The organism is Arthrobacter sp. StoSoilB20 (assembly GCF_019977295.1).
GTDB lineage: Bacteria > Actinomycetota > Actinomycetes > Actinomycetales > Micrococcaceae > Arthrobacter > Arthrobacter nicotinovorans_A.
Genome location: NZ_AP024651.1, coordinates 1,978,885 through 1,999,529, shown reverse-complemented (window position 1 = coordinate 1,999,529; position 20,645 = coordinate 1,978,885). Strand labels below are relative to the sequence as shown.

At 64.4% G+C, this 20,645-nt stretch carries 16 protein-coding genes; 4 read left to right on the top strand and 12 right to left on the bottom strand.

What is annotated here, in order from left to right; translation table 11 throughout:
• Positions 1-97 precede the first annotated feature (97 nt).
• Entirely contained in the window at positions 98-841 is a 744-nt protein-coding gene (locus LDN85_RS08975) for a DUF3710 domain-containing protein (RefSeq protein WP_026540311.1), read from the bottom strand.
• 112 nt (positions 842-953) lie between these two features.
• Entirely contained in the window at positions 954-1,511 is a 558-nt protein-coding gene (dut, locus tag LDN85_RS08970) for a dUTP diphosphatase (RefSeq protein WP_223945164.1), read from the bottom strand.
• Positions 1,512-1,661: 150 nt separating this feature from the next.
• Here dut and LDN85_RS08965 point away from each other — a divergent pair, with 150 nt between their 5' ends.
• A complete protein-coding gene (locus LDN85_RS08965) occupies positions 1,662-2,156 on the top strand; it encodes a DUF3093 domain-containing protein (protein ID WP_223945163.1) in 495 nt (164 codons plus the stop codon).
• Between the two features lie 195 nt (positions 2,157-2,351).
• On the opposite strand, the gene LDN85_RS08960 is transcribed toward LDN85_RS08965, so the two are convergent.
• Complete coding sequence (locus LDN85_RS08960; protein ID WP_026540308.1) at positions 2,352-2,651, bottom strand: DUF4193 domain-containing protein; 300 nt, start codon at positions 2,649-2,651, stop codon at positions 2,352-2,354.
• 296 nt (positions 2,652-2,947) lie between these two features.
• Between LDN85_RS08960 and sepH the strand changes: the two genes are divergently transcribed.
• The gene (gene sepH, locus LDN85_RS08955; protein ID WP_223945162.1) at positions 2,948-4,282 is read left to right on the top strand and encodes a septation protein SepH; all 1,335 of its coding nucleotides are present in this window, start codon (positions 2,948-2,950) and stop codon (positions 4,280-4,282) included.
• 9 nt (positions 4,283-4,291) lie between these two features.
• On the opposite strand, the gene LDN85_RS08950 is transcribed toward sepH, so the two are convergent.
• The 4 genes from LDN85_RS08950 to LDN85_RS08935 are packed head-to-tail and all read right to left on the bottom strand — an operon-like array spanning position 4,292 to position 9,711.
• On the bottom strand, positions 4,292-5,032 hold the full coding sequence (locus LDN85_RS08950; RefSeq protein WP_223945161.1) for a thymidine kinase: 741 nt from the start codon (positions 5,030-5,032) through the stop codon (positions 4,292-4,294).
• Positions 5,025-6,245, bottom strand: a complete 1,221-nt coding sequence (locus tag LDN85_RS08945; protein ID WP_091554157.1) for a nucleotide pyrophosphatase/phosphodiesterase family protein — start codon at positions 6,243-6,245, stop codon at positions 5,025-5,027. The genes LDN85_RS08950 and LDN85_RS08945 overlap by 8 nt, the downstream gene beginning before the upstream one ends.
• Complete coding sequence (locus LDN85_RS08940) at positions 6,242-6,967, bottom strand: DUF5998 family protein (RefSeq protein ID WP_026546585.1); 726 nt, start codon at positions 6,965-6,967, stop codon at positions 6,242-6,244. Before LDN85_RS08940 ends, LDN85_RS08945 begins: the two co-directional genes overlap by 4 nt.
• Before the next feature lie 56 nt (positions 6,968-7,023).
• Positions 7,024-9,711, bottom strand: a complete 2,688-nt coding sequence (locus LDN85_RS08935; RefSeq protein ID WP_223945160.1) for a bifunctional GNAT family N-acetyltransferase/acetate--CoA ligase family protein — start codon at positions 9,709-9,711, stop codon at positions 7,024-7,026.
• 54 nt (positions 9,712-9,765) lie between these two features.
• Here LDN85_RS08935 and LDN85_RS08930 point away from each other — a divergent pair, with 54 nt between their 5' ends.
• Entirely contained in the window at positions 9,766-12,282 is a 2,517-nt protein-coding gene (locus LDN85_RS08930; protein WP_223945159.1) for a DNA topoisomerase IV subunit A, read from the top strand.
• 88 nt (positions 12,283-12,370) lie between these two features.
• Here the strand turns inward: LDN85_RS08930 and LDN85_RS08925 are convergent, their stop codons facing one another.
• Positions 12,371-12,754 (bottom strand): VOC family protein, encoded by a 384-nt coding sequence (locus tag LDN85_RS08925; protein WP_223945158.1) that lies wholly within the window; start codon positions 12,752-12,754, stop codon positions 12,371-12,373.
• Between the two features lie 129 nt (positions 12,755-12,883).
• Between LDN85_RS08925 and LDN85_RS08920 the strand changes: the two genes are divergently transcribed.
• Positions 12,884-13,402 carry a DinB family protein gene (locus tag LDN85_RS08920; RefSeq protein WP_026546583.1) on the top strand — a complete coding sequence of 173 codons (519 nt, stop codon included), beginning with the start codon at positions 12,884-12,886 and terminating at the stop codon, positions 13,400-13,402.
• 6 nt (positions 13,403-13,408) lie between these two features.
• Here LDN85_RS08920 and LDN85_RS08915 read toward each other — a convergent pair whose 3' ends face one another.
• Genes LDN85_RS08915 through LDN85_RS08900 form a run of 4 tightly spaced genes read right to left on the bottom strand, consistent with a single transcriptional unit; the run spans position 13,409 to position 20,597 of the window.
• Positions 13,409-14,434 carry a GNAT family N-acetyltransferase gene (locus tag LDN85_RS08915; protein ID WP_026540299.1) on the bottom strand — a complete coding sequence of 342 codons (1,026 nt, stop codon included), beginning with the start codon at positions 14,432-14,434 and terminating at the stop codon, positions 13,409-13,411.
• Positions 14,435-14,443: 9 nt separating this feature from the next.
• Entirely contained in the window at positions 14,444-17,881 is a 3,438-nt protein-coding gene (cydD, locus tag LDN85_RS08910) for a thiol reductant ABC exporter subunit CydD (protein WP_223945157.1), read from the bottom strand.
• Positions 17,882-17,888: 7 nt separating this feature from the next.
• The gene (gene cydB, locus LDN85_RS08905; protein ID WP_223945156.1) at positions 17,889-18,968 is read right to left on the bottom strand and encodes a cytochrome d ubiquinol oxidase subunit II; all 1,080 of its coding nucleotides are present in this window, start codon (positions 18,966-18,968) and stop codon (positions 17,889-17,891) included.
• A gap of 18 nt (positions 18,969-18,986) precedes the next feature.
• Positions 18,987-20,597, bottom strand: a complete 1,611-nt coding sequence (locus LDN85_RS08900; RefSeq protein WP_026546580.1) for a cytochrome ubiquinol oxidase subunit I — start codon at positions 20,595-20,597, stop codon at positions 18,987-18,989.
• Positions 20,598-20,645 lie beyond the last annotated feature (48 nt).

Here is a 20,645-nt window from a genome sequence, read left to right as displayed (position 1 = left end):
AATGTAGCCGGTACACACCGCCCTTCCCCTGGCTGGAAGATCACGGACGCCCTGCGCGCGGGGACGCTGGCCGGCCAGCCCACCTTTGCCCGAAGTGTCAGCCAATCTGGGTGATCTCCGGCCCTCGTTCAGGCTGTTCCATGGCCGGTGCGCCCTCAGGAGCGCCAGCCTGACCCGGCACGGCGGCGTCCTTGGGCAGGCGCAGCTGCAGCAGTTCGCGCGGGGGCATCGGATTATCGCCGCGCACCACCACTACCCTGCGGAAAAGTTCTTCCAGGCCTGCCGCGGCGTCACGTTCCAACGCAGCCTGCCCGCCGAGGACGCCCCGGAGGAACCAACGCGGCCCGTCCACGCCCATGAAGCGTGCGGCACGGAAGCCGCGGCTGCCATCAGCAGCTTCGGCGGGCAACTTGGCCACGAGTTCAGTACCGAACGCTCCGGAGACTTCTTCGGTTTCCCCGCCCTGGCTGGCTACGGACTGGGTGATCTGTTCCCGGATCTCGTCCCACAAGCCTTCCGAACGCGGAGCCGCGAAGGCCTGGAGCTGCAGGCTGGAACCTTCCAGGTCCATGGTCACTGCCACCACCCGCTGGGTGGCTTCTTCGACCTCAAGCCTCAGTTGGAGACCCTCGGCAGGAGCGATCAGGAGCGCACCGAGGTCCACGTAGCCATCACGGTCCTCGATCTCGTCTATATCCAAGGGGCCCTTGGCCAGCCTGAAATCACCGGCAGTGCCGGGCTGGACCGATTCAGGACTTTGTGCCTCAGCACCGGATTCCTCGACGGTGCCGGCGGATTCCGACCGCTCGTCCTTGGACTTCTTGCCGCGCCCAAAAAGCATTGGGTTTTCTCCTTAGTAGTGGTCTATCCCCAAGTAAACCGCACCCACGTTGAACCACGTTAAACCACGCCAAGGCGACGCCTGGGACGTGGGGAGGGTCCAGTGGCTTCCTTTAGGCCTTCGATGCGTTGAAGCCACCGGTGGAACCGAAGCCACCGGTGCCACGAACGGAATCGGACAGCTGGTCAACAGCTACGAACCGTGCGTACTCAACGCGCTGAATTACCATTTGTGCAATTCTATCGCCGCGCTTGAGGTCGATGGCGTGGTTTTGGTCGGTGTTCAGGAGCGTCACCGCAATTTCGCCACGGTAGCCCGCGTCCACAGTGCCTGGGGCGTTGACGACCGTCAGGCCATGCTTGGTGGCAAGGCCTGAGCGTGGGTGGATGAGGGCAACGAATCCGTCCGGGAGGGCGATGGAGACGCCTGTCGGAACCAGTTTCCGCTCGCCGGGGGCGAGGTGTACGTCCTCCCGGGCGCGGAGGTCGGCTCCGGCATCTCCCGGGTGGGCATACGACGGCGCTTCCAGCCCGGCGTCGAGCATTTTCAGCTGCACTTCCAAAGTGGGGGCGCCGTAAGCCGCCGCGGTCTCACTGCCGCTGCCGGTGTCGGGGGCTGTGTTTGCGTCTGTGTCTGTGTCTGTACTGAATACTGCCGTCTCATTGCTCACAGTGGTCCATTCTACTGGGAGCCGTACCCCGGGCACCGGCTTGCCAAGAGTTCCTTGCCTGAAGGTGATTGCCGGCAGGTGATTGCCGGAGAGTGATCGCCGACTCCCAGGTGGACGCAGCAGCCGTGCATCGCCGGATAAGCTGGATGCATGCCTACGCCTGACCAGTCCTCCCCCGTGCCTGCCCGGAACACTCCATCGCCGGAGGTCCTTTACTCCGAAAAACTGTGGCCGTCAGTGTGGATCTGGATCGTGGTGGTTGGCTTGTCCGGCGCGGGCATCCTGATGTTCGGTCCCATCAGTGCGGCAACGGGCATTATCGCGGCTTTGGTCCTGCTGGCCATCATGACCGTCATGCTGGTGCTCTCGACGCCCACCATCACTGTTACCCCAACTACGGTCCGTGTGGGCCGTGCGAGCATCGATCGGAAGTTCGTGGGATCCGTCGAGGCCTTCACCAAGGACGAAGCCACCGCTGAACGTGGTCCCCGGCTCAATGGACTCGCCTACATGTGCTTCAGGGGCTGGATCGATCCCGTGGTCAAGATTGAAATCACCGATCCCGCAGACCGGACTCCGTACTGGCTGGCCTCGTCCCGCAGGCCTGACGAGCTGGTTTCGGCCTTGTCAGCTCCGCGGGCCTGAAAGCGCCGGGACAACACCCTAACAACGGCCCCTCAACCAGGGCCCCTCAACAGTGGCCCCATAACTATTGCCCCTTAACAAGGGCCGGACGTCGCATTAGCAGCGCCCGGCCACTACCCGGGCAATACTTGCAGCTACGCCCAATCCCTGCAGCTACTCCCAATCCTTGCAGGTAGGCATTGCGCACTGATGCGCCTAGCTTTCGCACTCCGTGCAATACAAGTGACCGCCCCGCTCCGCGGCGATCTGCGACCTGTGCTTCACCAGGAAGCAGTTGAAGCAGGTGAACTCGTCCGGCTGCGGAGGCATCACCTGAATCAGGAGTTCCTCGCCGGACAAATCAGCGCCGGGCAGCTCAAAACTGTCGGCAAGATCGGACTCGTCGACGTCCACAGCCGAGGACTGCTTACCCGACTGGTGCGTCTTGAGTTCTTCCAGGGAATCCTCGCTGACGTCTTCCTCGGTCTTTCGAGGGGCATCGTAATCGGTGGCCATGGTCCTTCCTTGTCCTCCATACCTGCTGCGGGTTCTGTCCGGTCCGGCGGTCCATCCCCGGCCGGTGTTAGGGTCCAGCACCGGCCGTCCCGGATTTGTGCCCGATATCGGCCAGATTTTCCTCCCCCGGCCCTGAAAAGTCCATAGACACCGCTTCTTACCGAAAAGTGCTAAAAACGCTGCCTACAGGGGCGGTTTCAGCGGAATATCACGGCACGCCCTTGCTCCTAATAGGAAAAGGCCGCGCCGGGTGGCAGAGTTTCGAATGTCAGTTATGCCATGTGGTGGAGGGTGTTATGCAGGATCTACGACTGGTAGGCGTCCACGACGACGGCGGGCATCTGCTTTTGAGCGGCCCCGGCGGTGAGATGTTCCAGCTTCCGATCGACGAGGCCTTGAGGGCAGCGGCGAGCCGGACCCCTGCCCAAGTGGCGGCCCGGGCCGCCAACACACCCATTGCCATGTCACCCCGTGACATCCAGTCCAGAATTCGCAGTGGCGCGACGGCGGCCGAAGTGGCCGAATTGTCCGGGCTGCCCCTCGCCAACGTCCAACGCTACGAAGGCCCCGTCCTCGCAGAGCGTGAATACGTCGCCAGGCAAGCACGCAACATTGAGGTCGCTGCCCCTGCTCCGGGCCATGACGCCTACCGCTCAGCCTTCGGGGACAACCCGGCCACGCTCGGAGAGATGGTGGACCACCGGCTGGCTGCCCACGGCATCGATTCGTCCACCGTGGACTGGGATTCATGGCGCCGGACGGACGGTTCCTGGACCGTCGTCGCACGCTTCGAGACGGTGCCGGGCACGCACGGCAGCATCGGCGAAGAGCCTCCCGCCATGTGGACCTTCAGCCCGCAGCGCAAGTCACTTCAGAACGCCAACCGTTGGGCACAGCAGCTCAGCGAACTCGAGCCCTTGGACGGACCAGTTCCGGCGCGCCGGCTCGCTGCTGTCTCGGACCGTCCCTTCGACTTCGAGACTGATGCTGAAACAGCCGCACGTGTCTCTGCCAAGGAAGCCAAGGAAGCGGACAGCCTCCTGGAGATGCTCCGGTCGCGTCGGGGTCAGCGCCTGGGAGTGGACGAGGACGGAGACGACGCCTTGGCAGTGCTGCTGAGCAACGTTCCGGCAGCCCACCCGCGGCCGGGAGACGGGAACGACGACGTCGACGAAGCCCCCGGCGCAGAACCCGCGCCCGCAGCGGTTCCTGCTGAGGAACCCGTGCGCAAGGACGGACGTCCGTCGATGCTGTCGCGGCTGAGCCTCGCGCCACGGCACTTCGAACCCCAGGATGACGATGACGATGATTCGCTGAAGCTTCACCAGGGCGTCAGCACGGAAACGCGGGAGATCACGGTGGTGGCCAGCCCGCTGCGCCCCGTCACGCCTCTCGCCGGGCGCAAACCGGCCGGGCTTGACGAGCTTCTGGGCGGCAGCAACGTTTCCCGCGACGCGCAGGAGCAGCAGGAGTCACATGACGGGAACCCGGATTCGACAATTCCGGCCGATTCCACGGACTCCGAGGTCCGCAAGGACGCCGATGCGCCAGCAGAACGCCAGCCTTCACGGCCAAAGCGGTCCAGCATCCCCAGTTGGGATGAGATCGTTTTCGGAGCCCGCGGGGACTAGTTTTACAGCCTAGCTGCGGTGGAGCTCCCCGGCGCCCGGCCAGAGGCAAGCGTCAATATCGAAGGGAAGCGGCTGGTCCGCCCCTGCCATCAGGTTGGCACCATGGGCCGTGACACGCCTCATGTAGTGACGGCGGCACAATGTCTCGTAACCCACCACGGCTTCCCGGCCTTCGACGCCGGCATCGGCCGTGCCCGTGGCGCCGTCACTTCCGGTGGAAGGTGCTACATCGCCCACCATCACCTGTTTGCCTTCCACCACCATGATGCCGTTCACTGTCCTGGCATTCTGGGTTGCCCTGCGCCCGCACCAGCACAACGCTTCGACTTGCAGAACCTGGACCTTGTCGGCAAGCTCGATGAGCCGCTGCGATCCGGGGAACAGCCGGGTGCGGAAGTCTGAGGTGATGCCAAACGCGAAGACATCCACCTCCATCTCATCCACCACACGCGCCAACTGCTCAACTTGGGCGGGAGTGTAGAACTGCGCTTCATCGCAAATGAGGTAGTCGACACGAAGTCCGCTGGTCCGCCGAACCACCACCTCGTCCCAGAAATCCGTGTTGCCTTCGACTTCCACGGCATCGATGTGGAGGCCCAGCCTGCTGGAAATGGTGGAATATCCGGCGCGGTCGTTACAGCTGAAGCGGACGCCTCCGCGCCCCCTTGCACGGTGGTTGTGGTCCATCTGAAGGGCAAGCGTGGACTTGCCGCAGTCCATGGTGCCTGAGAAAAAGACCAGTTCAGCCACGTTTGCCTTTCCTGCCGGCTGCGGGGAAACACACCAGGGGTACTTCACGCTCGGATTTGGTCAGGGAACCGTGCTGGCCCACCACCTCCAGGGAGGCGGGGCGGACACGGCGGGTGTCATAGAGTGCCAGGGTGTCACGGGCAGCAATCATGACGTCCCCGATGCGGGGTGCGACTTCCGGGCGGACATCACCGAATAATCCGGCGTCCACGGCCTGGGTCCTCGTGAAGGCCCAGATCCGTTCACCGAACCGACGACGCCACGCAGCAAGAAGAGCGTCGCGGTGCTCCGCTGTGGCGTCCGGCTCAAGGTACAGGTGCACCATGCGCGGCTCCCCTGCCGTGTGCCGCACTCCTGCCACCAAGGGCTCATCGGCGGAGTAGTCGATCCTCTGGGACTCGGGCACGTCCACCATGCCGTGGTCACCGGTCAACAGGATGGTGGTTCCAGCAGGGAGCGTTGAGGACAGCCGTTTGACCGTGGAGTCCAGTTCCTCGAGCTGATGCTCCCAACGGTCCGACTGGCTGCCATAGCGGTGGCCGGCTTTGTCCAGCTCATTGAGGTAGAAGTACATCAAGGAACGTCCGCCTCCGGACATTGCTTCAGCGGCCGCGGCCGTCCGTGCGTGGAGCGTGGTGCCGCCAACGAACCGGCTGCCCCTCAGCGCGGCCTGCGTCATGGGCGAATCACCGAATTGCGGCAGGCTGACCGTCACCACGTCCAGCTCACCGGCCAAGCGTTCAAAAACGGTGGCATGGGGCTGCCATTCCAGCGGGTCCACGTGCGGATCCCAGTTGCCCAGGAGGTTCACTACCTTGTCCTGCGCAGGATCCAGGACGTCGTAGCCCACCATGCCATGTTGGCCTGCCGGCAGGCCGGTCCCCAGGCTCGCCAAGGAGGCCGCCGTGGTGCTCGGGAAGGCTGAGTCAATCCACTGCGGGACGTTACCCTGCCCGTTGGCAAGGACGGACCGAAGGAACGGCGTGTGCGAGGCCTTTTGTTTGAGCAGGTTGCGTCCCAAACCATCGGCGAGGACAACGCAGACGCGCTGTGATGCAGGCACCTGCAGGCGGTTGGCGAAGCCTGGTACGCCGAGGGCTGCCGCAGCGCTGACAAAGACTTCGGCAATCGACTTGCTCCCGAACAGCGGCGCGGTAGGAACGTCGGTTACGGCGCTGGTTGCCGACGACGGTGTCTGTGCAGCGTCCCTCAACGCTGGTGTCCGCGGCTCAGGCGGTTGCTGAAGACGCCCGAACGCGGCCGTGGCGCGGGGATGCCGGGGTGCTGGACCGGTGCCGGGTTTCCGGTGTTGACCGCACGCAGGGCGCGGGCAAACAGCTTGGCATCCTGGACCGCCTGCAAACCGTCGGCTTCAGCGCTAATGCGGAGGACGATGTCTTCCTGGGCAATGGTTCCGCTGTACCCGTGATCGGCCTCGCATTGGGGATCTCCGCAACTGGCCGGCCCCATATCCAAACGCTGGCCTCCGGACCATGCGATGGAGACGGTGAGCTCCCGGACAGGATCGGAAGGCTTGTAGTCCTGGGGCTGGGAGTACATGTAGCTGAGCACCACCGACCGGATTTGGGCCACGGGAACTGACTCCGTGGAGATCTGCGCGACGATTTGCTCTCCGGCTTCGTCCAGCTGCTGGTCGTCGACATGGGTGATCACCAGCATGTCTTCCGTCAGCACCAGCACAGTAATGTGCCTGCGGACCTCTGCCCGGTCAAAGTGCGTCTCGAGGTGGACCAGATGTGAAAGGCACTCCCTGCCGTCCAGGGCGTCATCGACGACATCTGCCACCAACCGCGGATAGAACCCGGCCTGCTGCAGCGCCTGATCCAGGCTCTGACCCTGCGAGCTGTGGTTGTGCGCAGTGTGGTTCCCGGTATTGGACGGGCGTGATTGAGGCGTCGGAGACTGAGTGCTCATTCCCCCATTTTCACAGATCGCTTGGTGACTTCCTAACCGCCGGTCCCCTCCTGTGGCTAACTTCGCATCGCGCGCCGGGCACTGTCAGTTCGCTGCGCGGCGTTGCCGATCCAGACGTCTGCGCCCAGGATCGTGGCCCCCGAAGGGCCGGCAAGGACGGGGTTGAATTCCACCAGCGCGATTCCCGGGTGGTCGTCCTTGAGCTTGGCGAGCCGGGCAGCTATGTCCTCCAAGGAAGCCACATCCACCGCCGGCAGCCCTTGGTAGCCGAAGAGTTTCCTGGAGGCACGCGGCGAGCGGATGACATCGTGCAGGTCCGCAGCCGATAACGGCGGTACCCGGTGGGCCCAATCGTCCAGCAGGTTCACGGCGTCACCTGCCAGGCCAAAGGAGAGCACGGGCCCCAGCAAGGGATCCTCCATGGCCCGGAAAGTGCAGGCCTGTCCTACCGGAGCCATGGCCTGGACCTCGAGGGAAGGCGATCCGTACGGTTCCAAGGCCCGCCGCATCTGTGCAACATTCTGCCGCAGCGATTCGGCGTCCTGGATATCCAGGCGCACGCCGCCGAGGTCCAGCCGGTGCCGCAAGGCGGGATCGGTGGTCTTCAGGACAACCGGCCATCCCACGGTGTTGGCCGCCTGCACGGCCTCGTCGGGCGTACCGAATCCAAGCGTGGGAACGACGTCGATTCCGTAGCCGGCAAGCAGTGCCGCGGCAGCACCGGCGTCGAGCTTCCTGATCTTTTCGCCGGTAACACCGGCAAGCATTGCCGTCAGCGTTTCCCGGGTGCCTTCAACGTCGCAGCCCTCCGGTTCGACAAACAAGCCCTGGTCCCGGTCACGCCATTGCGCATAGCCGACAATGGCTGCCAGGGCAGCAACCGCGGCGCCGGCATTCGAATAGCACGGAAGCATGGGCTTTCCCGCCGAACCCACCATTCCTTCGACGTGCACGGACGGGTCCAGGATGCCGGTGAAGGCTGCAACAACAGGTTTCCGGGCCTCCGCGGCGCACTCTGCCAAGACACCGGCCAGTGCCTCCGCTGTAAGCCCCCGCGCCGGGAGAAGCGCCGCAACCACCGCGTGAACCGAGTCATCGGCCAGGCTTTCCATAAGACTGGCCCGGAGTGCAGGCAGGGCAACGGACATTCCCGCATCGAGGTCAACGTCGGTGACCAAGCGGCTCACATCAAGCCCGAGTGGACCGGCACTGTCCGATACCACTTTGCCCAGGGCCACCGAGTTGGAATAGACGGCCACGCCGGGGCCTTGTGGCAGAGCCTGGGATGAGACGATCTGGGCAATGTCCATGAGCTGTTCAATGGTTTCGACCCGGATGACGCCGGCCTGGCGCATCATGGCATCCACTGCGGCTGAAGGGGCCTGGGTGGTCCGCACTTCATGTCCCGGCGGCAGGCTCAGGCCCGTTACATCGGATTTGGCGACAATCACGGGCTTGCTGCGCGACAACCGGCGGGCCAGGCGCGAGAACTTACGGGGATTGCCAATGGATTCCAGGTACAGGCCCACCGCGGAGGTATCGGCGTCGTCCTCCCAATACTGCATGGCATCGTTGCCCGAGACGTCGGCACGGTTTCCTGCGGAGAGGAACGAGGACAGCCCGAGCCTGCGGCGGCTTGCGGCGGCATAGACGGCAACACCCACCGCAGCAGACTGGCTGAACAAGCCCAGGCTGCCCCGGGGCGGCATGGCAGGGGCCATGGAGGCGTTGAGCGACACGGCCGGGTGGGTGTTCAGGATGCCCAGGGACTCGGGGCCGATGACCCGCATGCCGTTGGCACGGGCCCGGCGCACGAGATCGTGCTGGCGCACCAAACCCCGCTCGCCGTCGTCGGCAAATCCTGCAGTTGCCACCACGATGCCCTTGACTCCGGCAGCAGCGCACTCATCCACCACCTTGGGGACTTCCTCGTATGGCACGGCGACGATCGCCAACTGCACGGGCCCCGGAATTTCGGACAGTTTTCCAAAGGAGACCATGCCGGCCAGTTCGAAAGCTTCGGGGTTCACGGCGTAGACCGGGCCCTTGAACCCGCCTTCGATGATGTGTTCCAGCAGTTGGTAGCCAACGGTCCCCCACTTGCGGCTGGCACCAATAACAGCCACCGACGACGGCGACAACAGGTCGCGTACGCTGCGTGCCTCTGCGCGGTGCTCACGGGATTCCATCACGGCCCGGGATTTCTCCGTGGGGTCGATGTTGAACTCGACGCTCACCACGCCGTCGTCGAATTGCCTTGTGAGGTCGTAGCCTGCATCGGCGAAGACCATCAGCATCTTCCTGTTGTCCGGCAGGACCTCGGCCGTGAAGCGCCGGATGCCGTTTTCGCGGGCGGCAACCGCCAGGTGTTCAAGGAGGATCGAGCCGATCCCGCGGCCCTGGTGGGCATCTGAGATATTGAACGCGACTTCGGCCTCGTCAGGATCATCCAGTCGGTCGTACCGGCCAATTCCCATGATCTCGCCGCCGATGGTGATGACGAAGGCCACCCGGTTGATGTGGTCCACCTCGGTGAACCGGCGCACTTCCTTGCCGGAGAGCCGGGGCTTGAAGGAAAAGAACCGCATGTAGATCGACGCCTGCGACTGGCCGGCATGGAAAGCCTGCAAGGCATCGGCGTCCTCGGGCCGGATAGGGCGCAGGTGGGCGGTGCCGCCGTCGCGCAGGACGACATCAGCCTCCCAATATTCCGGATAAATGCCGACGCCGGGCTGATCCACCATAGGCTTAGCCTAGCTAAAACATCCGCAGTACAACTTCAAGGATTCACCGACGCCATGGCCCGCAGCCAAAAATCAGCACGGACAGCCGAGCCACTCGGCGATTTCACCGAGAACATCGTGGACATCGACGTCACTTCGGAGATGGAAGGCTCCTTCCTGGAGTACGCCTACTCAGTGATTTATTCGCGAGCGCTCCCGGACGCCCGCGACGGACTGAAGCCCGTACAGCGCCGCATCCTGTACATGATGTCCGACATGGGACTCCGCCCGGATCGCGGACACGTCAAGAGCGCCCGCGTGGTGGGCGAAGTCATGGGCAAGCTCCACCCCCACGGCGATACCGCGATCTACGACGCCATGGTGCGCATGGCGCAGGACTTTTCCCTCAGACTGCCGCTGATTGATGGCCACGGAAACTTCGGATCGCTCGACGACGGACCGGCAGCACCGCGGTACACCGAGGCACGCTTGGCGGCCGCCGCGCTGACCATGACGGACCACCTGGACGAAGACGTCGTGGACTTCGTCCCCAATTACGACAACCAACTGACCCAGCCGGATGTCCTCCCCGCAGCTTTCCCCAACCTGCTGGTCAACGGCACCACGGGCATCGCGGTGGGCATGGCTACGAACATGCCGCCCCACAACCTCGTCGAGGTCATCGCCGCCGCGCGCCACCTGATTGCCAACCCGGATGCCACGCTGGATGACATCATGAGGTTCATCCCGGGTCCCGACCTTCCCACAGGGGGCCGGATCGTTGGGCTGGACGGAATCCGTGACGCCTACGCCACGGGCCGTGGTTCCTTCAAGACCCGCGCCAAGGTTGAGGTGGAACAGCTCTCCGCCCGCCGGACCGGCCTGGTGGTCACTGAACTGCCCTACATGGTGGGCCCGGAAAAGGTGATCGAGAAGATCAAGGATGCCGTCAACGCCAAGAAGCTGACCGGCATCAGCGACGTCGTGGACCTGACGGACCGCAACCACGGCCTGCGCCTGGTCATCGAACTCAAGAACGGTTTCAACCCGAACGCCGTCCTCCAGCAGCTTTACCGCTACTCGCCCATGGAAGATTCCTTCGGCATCAACAACGTCACGTTGGTGGATGGCCAGCCGCAGACGCTGGGCCTCCTGCAGTTGTTGCAGGTGTACGTCGAGCACCGGCTGACTGTGGTCCGCCGTCGTACGTCCTTCCGCCTGGGCAAAAAGAAGGACCGCCTCCACCTGGTGGAGGGCCTGCTGATCGCCATCGTCGACATCGACGAGGTCATCCAGATCATTCGTTCCTCCGACGAGGCTTCCGCGGCGCGGGAGCGGTTGATGTCCATCTACGACCTCACCGAGATCCAGGCCAACTACATCCTGGAACTGCGCTTGCGTCAGCTGACCAAATACTCCCGGCTTGAACTCGAAAAGGAACAGGACGAGCTCCGCCGCGAAATCGAGGCACTTGAGGCCATCCTTGCCTCCGATGAGCTGCTCCGCGATCTTGTCTCCGGCGAGTTGGCCGTAGTCGCTGAGAAGTACGGCACACCCCGGCGCACCGTACTCCTTGAGTCCGAAGCTGTCTCCCCCACCGTTGCTGCTGCCCTCGCCGCTTCCACCCCGGGGCCCAAGGGCAAAGCTGCGGCTCTGCCCCTGGAGATCCCGGACGACCCCTGCTGGGCCCTGCTCAGCGTCTCCGGCCAGATCGCCAGGACCTCCAACCAGGAGCCACTGGCCGAAGCCGGGCCGCGGGCCAAGCATGATGTCTTCCGTTCGGTGGTCAAGACCACTGCCCGCGGCGAGATCGGCGCGGTGACTTCCCAAGGCCGCATGCTGCGACTCCAGGTCATGGACATGCCTGTCCTCCCGCCGATGTCGGGCCTGCCGAACCTTGCCGGGGGCGTCGCGGCGAAGGACTTCATCACCCTGCTCAAGGGCGAAACCCTGGTGGCGTTTGTCCCTCTGGATTCTGTCCTCGCCATTGGCACTGTCCAAGGCGTCGTGAAGCGCGTGCTGCCCGACTACCCGCTGAATCGTGAGGACTGGGAGATCATTGCCCTGAAGGACAAGGATTCGGTCCTCGCGGTGGAACCGGCGCAGGGGGACGACGTCGATCTCGTCTTCGTCACGCGCCAGGCGCAGTTGTTGCGGTTCAGCGCCTCCAATGTCCGCCCACAGGGCCGCACGGCCGGAGGTATGGCAGGCATCAAACTGGCCGCCGGCGACGACGTGATCCACTTCGGTGCCGTGCGTGCCAACGACCCCGCCGCCGTCGTGGTCACTATTGCCGGAACCACCGGCGCCCTGCCGGGCACGGCACCGGGCACTGCGAAGGTTACGGCTTTCGAGGAGTATCCGATCAAGGGCCGCGCCACCGGCGGTGTCCGGGTCCACCGTTTCCTCAAGGGTGAGGACACCCTTTTGCTGGCCTGGGCCGGACATGGCCCGGCAAAAGCATCCTCAGCTGCCGGCGTGGCCCGTGCCCTCCCGCACGAGCATGGCCGGCGGGACGGTTCAGGGGTGCCCCTGTCACAGCCCGTGGAGGCCATCGGACCCAGCATGGCTTGGGACGAATCCGCCTCATAGGCCAGCTTGAACAGCAAAGGACAGCACAGCAAAGGCCGGGGCGCGACGCCCCGGCCTTTGTTGTGCCATGGCCTCGCGGCCACGCGGGCTAGCCGGTTTGGTTGACACTGAGTATGTTTCCCTCGCTGTCGAGGAACCATGCGGCGGCGCTGCCGTCAGGCATTGTGGCAATGCCGTCTTCTGTCTTCAGTCCAGGGAAGTCGTAGTCTTCGAACTGAACTCCCTTGCCGCGCAGCTCCTGCACCGTTGCCCTCAGGTCGCTGACGTTCCAGCCCATCTGGGTGTTTTTGGCAGTCCCTGCGTTGGACGTTTGGTACACCATGAATCCGGTGGAATCGCCGCACCTGTATTGGAGGTTGTCGCCATCGGCCGGATTCTCGGGTTCCAGTCCGAGTTTTTCGCTGTAGTACGCGCGGGCCCGGGCTATGTCCTGTGCCGGTAGGACGGCACCAACTTGCTGATCCTTGAGCATGTTTTTCTCTTTCCGGCTCTCCCCCCGGAACGAACTTTACTCTTGGGCGGGCCGCTAAGTAATGCGAAAACGACACCATATTTCAGGGTCTTCGATGGGGTGTGGCGAGTGTCGGCTTAGACTGGCGGCATGCCGATCATCCCTGACGAAAAAGACTGGACCTGGGTGCTCTCCCAGCCGTGCCCCGAGTGCGGTTTCGACCCCGCCACGGTGACTCCTGCCACCGTGCCGGGCACCGTACTGAACATGCTTCCGCGGTGGAGGGCTGTCCTCCGGCGTGGGGATGCAGCCGTTCGACCTGACGATCACACATGGTCCAACCTGGAGTACGCCTGCCATGTCCGCGATGTGTTCAGCCTCTTCGACCAGCGGCTGAACCTGATGCTGGCCGAAGATGACGCCCGGTTCGCCAATTGGGACCAGGACCAGGCTGCCATCGACGGCGAGTACGGTTCAGCGGACCCGCGAACGGTGGCCGACGAAATCGAGGCAGAGGGCACGGAGATCGCCGAGTCCTTCGCCCGGGTCACCGAGAACGACTGGCCACGCACAGGGACCCGCAGCAACGGGTCAGCCTTTACTGTGCTGACGTTCTCCCAGTACTTCCTTCATGATGTGGTCCACCATTTGCATGATGTGGACGGCTAGCACGGGCTAGAGCATCTTCTCCCACGTCATGCTGCGGTTCACCGGCTCGTAGCCCATGCGAAGGTAGAGCTCCAGGGCCCCGGTGGGGTTGGCCGAATCCACATCCAGTGATGCCACCTCCATCCCGGCCCCGGTGTACCGCTGCATTGCATCCGCCAGCAGGGCCTGGGCTATCCCCCGGCCCCTGTAGGCGCGACGTACGCCCAGAAGCTCCGTGTAGCCTTCCGTGAAACCACGGTCGGCGGCGGAAGCGGCATCAAAACTGCTCAGCTGGTATCCGGCCACCTCTCCGGTTGCCGAATCCAGGACTACCGCGCTGAGGTCGTGCCGTGCCGTGGGTTCCTCGATGGTGAAGCGCCACGACTCTTCGTCCCTGGGTTCGCTTCCCCAATGGTCCCTGAAGGCATCATTATGCGCCTGCCGCACGGGCTCAAAGAACACCGGATCCAGGGTCCTGAGTTCCAGGCCCGCGCCCAGCGGAACAACCGGCAGGTCTGCGGACGGCTGTCCCGGCGACAACGGACGGTGCATCTCATTGAACCAACGGACGGCCCGGTAACCGTGGCCCATCAGGAGGGTGGCCTGGTGTTCGTGCTTTTCCTCAGTCTGGATACGGAGGCGGGGCGGTGCAGCGGTATGCCCGGCTGCTTGATCGTCGGCGAACCGCCCGCGCACCTGCCCTTCCTGCCACACCAGAACCGCGGAGCCGATGCCGCGTTCCTGCCACTCCGGATCAACACAGGCCATTCCGGTGGCCTTGTCTCCCTCCGGGTTCTTGGATATACGGCCATAAGCCCGGGCTGTGCCGTCGGTGTCCAGCCCCAGGAGGGTGCTCGTCTCCGGCGGGTTCTTCCTGGATTCAAGGACATGGGCAAGATCCCCGCGTTTCTCGTACCAGACAGGATGTTCGACGGCGGCCGTCCGGGCTATCAGGCCCGCCCAGTTATCCAGATCCCCTTCGGTGGCGGGCCGCCACTGCAGGCCAGTTACGTCGGCGTCGGGCATGGCAGGGCTTGCGGCGTTGAAAGGCATGCCAACAGGCTACTGATGGACCTGCTTTTGGACCAGTTCCGCCGCGCCCGTGCCAGGTGCGCCAGCGCTGGGTCCCCACGTTTCCTGCGGCGGAGCCTGGCCGGCCGCGGGCAGTTCCAGCCGCGTATCCCCGGGATCGATGTCCTCGGGATTGTGCGTTACCAGCACTACAGTCACCTCCGTCAGTCCCCGGCGAAGGATGGCCATCATTTCCCGCGCCGAACCGGCATCAAGATGTGCGGTGGGCTCATCCAGCAGCAATACCGAGGCTCCGGTCAGAAGGGTCCTGGCCATGGCAAGCCGCTGCCGCTCGCCACCGCTGAGGAACGAGCCGCCTGGACCGATGCGGGCATCGAGCCCACCGGGCAGGGCCTGGACCACTGAATCAAGTCCGACGTCGGCCAGCGCCTTTTGCATCTCCGCCTCGCTGGGCTTTGCCGCGGCGGGTCGTCCCAGCAAGAGGTTGCCGCGGATGGTGGAGTCGAAGAGGTGGGCTTCCTGGGGGCACCAGGCCGCTGTGCCCGTCAGCTTCGCTGATCCCCCGCTCAGGGGCAGGAAACCCAGCAGCACGGACAACAACGTCGTCTTTCCCGCACCCGAGGGTCCAGTCACGGCAAGCCAGCGGCCGGGTTCGGCAGCGGCGGTGATCCCGGTGAAGGCATCCGGTCCCCCGGGCCAGCCGGCCGAAGCGTCCGTCAGCTCAAGCCCGGCTTTCCCATCGCGGTCCGGAAGAGGGCGTGGGCCGTTGAGGGCTGAACCGCCATCACCGGCAGTGGCCGGAACGTCCAACGCCCCGGAAGCGGCAACCCGGCCCAGGACGGACGCGAGCGCTGGAGCCTGGCGTACCGCGGAAACGATGCCGCCGAAAGCATCCACCAGGGCAAGCTGCATCAGGACAATCACGGCCACAAGTTCGGGGGGAACGGCGCCGCTGGCCACCGAAGGAGCGCTGAGGGCTCCTGCCCACAAGGCAGCCAGTGAGCAGGCCAGCACCACCACGGATTGGCCGAGGCCTTCGGCCCACGCCGAGCGTTGCGCGGATCGGGTGGCTGCGCGGTCTTTGCTGCGCAGGTCCTTCAGCACCGGCCCGGCTACTGCGTTGGCCGTCAGTTCTGCCCGGGCGTCCAGGGCTGCGGCTACACCGTGGAGAACTACCGAGCGCATGTGCTGACCGGCCTTTGCGGCATTCCTGTCAGCCAGGACGGCAAGAAGCGGCGCGAGGACAAGTCCCACGATTGATGCCAGCACCACAGCCGGCAGCGCGGGAGGCAGAACGATTGCCGTGCCAATGATGGCCGCCGCTCCCACACCTACTGCTGTGACCGGTGGAAGCGCAACACGCGGCAGGAGGTCCCGGAGGGTATCGACGTCATCGACGATTGCGCCAAGCACGTTGCCGCCCTGGAGCAAGCGCCGCAGGGTCAGCGCCCTGCGGCTCAGCGTCTCCCACAGCACCCCGCGCAGGCGTGTCATCGCGGCGAAGACGGCGTCGTGCGTCAGAAGCCTCTCACAGTAGCGCAGCACTGCCCTGCCGATCCCGAAAAACCTGACGCCCACAATCGCGCCGAGCAGATAAAGGATGGGCGGTTGCTCGCTGGCCCTGATGATCAGCCATCCGGACAGTCCTGACAATGCCACGGCGAACAGGGCCGCCAGGACGGCCACGGTGCCGGCAGCGGCAAATTTCCACTGCACTGGTTTCAGGACCCCCGCCAGCCGTTTCAGGCTTCCGGAGCGTGCGCTGGAAGACTGGGCGGGACGTGCCAGGGCATCGGCTACTGTGCTGTTCCCGCCGGCGGCGGCATCAATGGTGTTTCCGGAATTCCCTGATGGAAGCAGCGGTGCGTCCTGGAAGCGCTTGGCGCCTACGGGCACCACATGGTCCGCGAGCGCACGGGTGGCGGAGTCGTGGGCCACCAGGATGACTGTGACGCTGCCTCGCAGCGCCTCGATGGCGTTGCGGACTACGTTGGCTGAATAGGGGTCAAGGTGGGCGGTGGGCTCATCCAGGAGCAGGAGCGTGGCGCCCGTCTCCACTCGTGCCAATCCCCGGGCAAGCGCAACGCGGCGCAGCTCGCCTGGACTGAGCTCGGCCGGGTTTTTCGGCGCCAGGTGGGCAGCCTTGGCCTCGGACAGGATTCGGGTCGCTGCTTGGGCAACATCGCCTTGGTATCCGTCCAGATACAAGGACAGCTCTTCCTGGACGGTGTGTGCTGCCATGACGGGGTGTTGGGGCACCCATGCCACAGCCCCTGTGCCGACTCCCGAGACTGTCCCGGTCACCGTGGCGCCGGGACCGGGACCGATCAATCCTGCCAGGACGGCCAGGACAGTGCTCTTCCCGGCGCCGCTGTCGCCGTCGAGGGCCGTAATGCTGCCCTGCGGGGCAGTAAAGCTCAGGGGCCCGACGGCGGCAGCGGACCGTCCTGCGTAGGTCACCGACAGGCGCTCCACCACTACGCCCGAAGAAGTGCCGGCTGGCACGCCAGGCGCGGAGAGGGTTTGGTGCGCGGGCGCAGCCAGCACGGCGTTGGTGGTTTCCAATGCGGCGCGGCCGTCGTCGCTGGCGTGGTGGGCAGTACCCAGTTCCCGCAACGGAAGATAGCAGTCGGGGGCCAGGATGAGGGCCAAAAGGCCGGCCTCCAGCGCCATGTCCCCACCTACGAGCCTGACGCCGATGAACACAGCGACGACGGCCACCGAAATGGAGGCAATAAGCTCAAGCGCCAACGCTGAGAGGAAGGCTGTCCGGAGGGTTCCCATGGTCCGGCTCCGGTACTGCTCGGAGATATCTTCCAGGGCCGCGCGCTGTTCACTCGCGCGGCCCAGGCCCACCAGGACAGGCAGGCCTTTGGCCAGTTCAAGGATGTGGCCGGAGAGTTTCCGCAAGGTGGTCTGGGCATCCCGGACGCTGTCCTCGGTATGCCGGCCAATCAGGACCATGAACAACGGCACCAGGGGAACAGTCAGAACGATCACCACGGCACTGACCCAATCGGCGAAGAGGATCCGTGCACCGATCAACAGCGGCACCGTCGCGCAGTTGACCAACGCCGGAAGGTACTGGGTGTAGTAGTCGTCCAGCGCATCCAGGCCCCGCGTTGCCAGGATTGCCAGACCGCCGTCGTTCATTCCTTCCACGCGCGGCGACCCGCCCTCGGACAGCGAGCGCCTGAGCAACTGAGCCCGCAATTCCTCCTTGACGCCAAGGGCGGCCCGCCGGGAGGCTACGCCTTGCCCCCAGACCGTGAGCGACCTCAGGATTGCTCCCGCTGCGCCCCAGGCAAGTCCGCCGCTCCAGTCTCCCGTTCCGGATGCCAGGCCTGCCAGCATCCCTGCCACGGCCTGCGCCATGAGCACCAGGGACAGCGCTTTGAGTGCGGACAGGAGCCCTATGGTGTACAGCGCGGAGCGGGTGGCCGGACCGGTGGGGAACACGGGTTTCATGGGGTGGCTATTCTCCCTTGGTGCCAGTGGCTGGTTGGCTGTCCTTGGAAATCAGGACCTTGGCCGCAATCGCCGGCAGGAAACCGTGCGCTTCAGGGATGTGTGCGGCGCTGACACGCCGGCGGAACACCCAGTAGGTCCAGGACTGGTACGCGATCACCAACGGAAGCCCCACGGCTGCGACGATGCTCATCAGGCCCAGGGTGTAGTCCGAGGAGGAGGCGTTGGAAATGGTCAGGTTGAAGGCCGGATCCAGCGTGGAGGGAATGACCACGGGGAAGGCTGCCCCGAAGATCGACGCTGTGGCGCAGACGATGAACCCACCGAGGGCCGCGAAGGCGCGTCCTTCTGCCCCTGCACGGGCCAGCGTCCAGGCCAGGACTACGGCCGCCACTCCGGCTGCCACCAGGGCCCAGGTCCACGGCTTGCCGCTGAGGAACTGTACCGAGACCATCCATCCGAACATTGGCAACACCGCGAACGGCACCAACCTGACAAACCAGCTGCGGGCCCGGTGCCGGACGTCGCCGTCGGTCTTGAGGGCCAGGAAGGCGAGGGCGTGAACCAGGGCGAACGCCACCACACCGAAACCGCCCAGCAGCGCGTAGCCGCTGAACCAGGACATCGGCCCACCGCTGCGGTCGCCGTTGGCGTTCAAGGGCAATCCGGTGGTGGTAAGGGCCAGTGCTGCGCCGATCCCAAAGGCAGCAACAAAAGAACCGATCCCGATCGCCCAGTCCCAGCGGTTGCGCCACCGCTCCGAGTCCACCTTGCCGCGGTATTCGAAAGCCACAGCACGGAAGATCAACGCGGCCAGGACTGCCAGGAGCGGCAAGTACAGCGCTGAGAACAACGAGGCGTACCACAACGGAAAGGCAGCGAAGGTGGCACCGGCGGCAGTGAGCAGCCACACCTCATTGCCGTCCCATACAGGGCCGATGGTGTTGAGCAGTACGCGGCGGTCCGTGTTGTTGCGGGCGAAAATCTTCATGAGCATGCCGACGCCGAGGTCAAAGCCCTCCAGGAAGAGGTAACCCGTCCACAGCACCGCGATGGCCACAAACCAGATGGTTGGCAAGAGTTCCATTCTCAGTTTCCCCTGTTCCTAGTACGCGAATGCCAGGACGTCGTCGCCGGAGTTGCCGGGACCGGCGTCGTGCTTGTCGTTTTTATGGTCCCTGTCATCATCGTTCTGGTCCCGGGCCGGGTGTGCCAGCTCCGGCATGGCCGAGGCCACACCGCCGCGGATGTATTTGACCAACAGCTTCACTTCCACCACCAGCAACACGGCGTAGATGGCAGTGAGGACCACAAGGGACGTCAGGATCTCACCGGCACTTACTCCCGGGGACACCGCAGCAGCAGTAAACATGAACACTTGGTCGATGCCGTTCATATCCGGGTTTGGCGCCACCACGAACGGCTGCCTGCCCATCTCCGTGAAGATCCAGCCGGCTGCGTTCGCGCCAAAAGGTGCAAGGATGCCGAACACAGCAAGGCGCATCAGCCACTTGGATTGCGGCACCACGCCCTTACGGGTCACCCAGAGTGCCAGCAAGGCGGCGAAGGCAGCGATCCCGCCGAAGCCGATCATCATGCGGAAGCCCCAGTAGGTCACTTCCATGACGGGCACGTATTGGATTTCCTGGCCTGCACGGTCGCCGTACAGCGGGTTGTCCGGGAGGTGGGTTCCGTACTTTTCCTTGTACTCGCCCAGCAGGCTGTTGACGCCCTTTACCTCGGTGGTGAAGTCCCCCTTGGCCAGGAAGGACAGGATGCCGGGTACTTCGATAACGGCAACAATGTCATCGCAGTTGGAGGCGCCAAGGTTGCCGACGCTCAGGACCGAGAAGCCAGTGCCGTCGTGGCAGGCGGCCTCTGCTGCAGCCATTTTCATGGGCTGCTGCTCGAACATCAGCTTGCCCTGCAGGTCGCCGGTGATGGCGGTCCCTGCAAAAGAGATCATGGCAACTACGGCACCGATCCGCAGGCTCTTCATCCACACGCTGTAATCGGACTTGTCCCGGCCGGGGATCGCTGCTTCCCCGGGAACCAGTTTGCCGTCCTTGCCCACGACGTCGATGCCATCATGCCGCCGGCGCCACAGGTGGTACCACGCGATCCCCAGGAGGAATGCTCCTGCAACGGCCAGAGCACCGAACAGAGTGTGCGGTACGGCCACGAGGGCTGTGTTATTGGTGAAGACCGCCCAGGCATCGGTCATGACGGGCCGCCCGTCCACCATCTCCACTCCCACGGGGTGCTGCATCCAGGAGTTGGCCACAATGATGAAGTAGGCGGAGAAGACGGAACCGATCACCGCAATCCACAGGCAGGCCAGGTGAACGCCGCGTTTGAGTTGCTTCCATCCGAAGATCCACAAACCCAGGAACGTCGATTCCACAAAGAACGCCAGCAGCGCCTCCAGGGCCAGCGGTGCGCCAAATACGTCACCGACAAACCGGCTGTACTCACTCCAGGCCATACCGAACTGGAATTCCTGCACGATGCCCGTAGCCACGCCCATGATGAAGTTGATGAGGAAGAGCTTTCCCCAGAACTTGGTCATCCGCAGGTATTCGGGCTTGCCCGTGCGGTACCAGATGGTCTGCATGATGGCCACCACCAGGCCCAGGCCAATGGTGAGGGGCACCATCATGAAGTGGTAGACGGTAGTGATACCGAATTGCCAGCGTGCGATTTCCAAGGCGTCCATGGCTGTCCTTTGTGCGGTGGACCGAAGTACGATGACGTGACTTCTACG

Coding starts and splice junctions, on each gene's coding strand:
- LDN85_RS08975 (WP_026540311.1), bottom strand. CDS start 841: ATGCTTTTTGGGCGCGGCAAGAAGTCCAAGGACGAGCGGTCGGAATCC.
- LDN85_RS08965 (WP_223945163.1), top strand. CDS start 1,662: ATGCCTACGCCTGACCAGTCCTCCCCCGTGCCTGCCCGGAACACTCCA.
- LDN85_RS08960 (WP_026540308.1), bottom strand. CDS start 2,651: ATGGCCACCGATTACGATGCCCCTCGAAAGACCGAGGAAGACGTCAGC.
- sepH (WP_223945162.1), top strand. CDS start 2,948: ATGCAGGATCTACGACTGGTAGGCGTCCACGACGACGGCGGGCATCTG.
- LDN85_RS08940 (WP_026546585.1), bottom strand. CDS start 6,967: ATGAGCACTCAGTCTCCGACGCCTCAATCACGCCCGTCCAATACCGGG.
- LDN85_RS08935 (WP_223945160.1), bottom strand. CDS start 9,711: ATGGTGGATCAGCCCGGCGTCGGCATTTATCCGGAATATTGGGAGGCT.
- LDN85_RS08930 (WP_223945159.1), top strand. CDS start 9,766: ATGGCCCGCAGCCAAAAATCAGCACGGACAGCCGAGCCACTCGGCGAT.
- LDN85_RS08925 (WP_223945158.1), bottom strand. CDS start 12,754: ATGCTCAAGGATCAGCAAGTTGGTGCCGTCCTACCGGCACAGGACATA.
- LDN85_RS08920 (WP_026546583.1), top strand. CDS start 12,884: ATGCCGATCATCCCTGACGAAAAAGACTGGACCTGGGTGCTCTCCCAG.
- LDN85_RS08915 (WP_026540299.1), bottom strand. CDS start 14,434: ATGCCTTTCAACGCCGCAAGCCCTGCCATGCCCGACGCCGACGTAACT.
- cydD (WP_223945157.1), bottom strand. CDS start 17,881: ATGAAACCCGTGTTCCCCACCGGTCCGGCCACCCGCTCCGCGCTGTAC.
- cydB (WP_223945156.1), bottom strand. CDS start 18,968: ATGGAACTCTTGCCAACCATCTGGTTTGTGGCCATCGCGGTGCTGTGG.
- LDN85_RS08900 (WP_026546580.1), bottom strand. CDS start 20,597: ATGGACGCCTTGGAAATCGCACGCTGGCAATTCGGTATCACTACCGTC.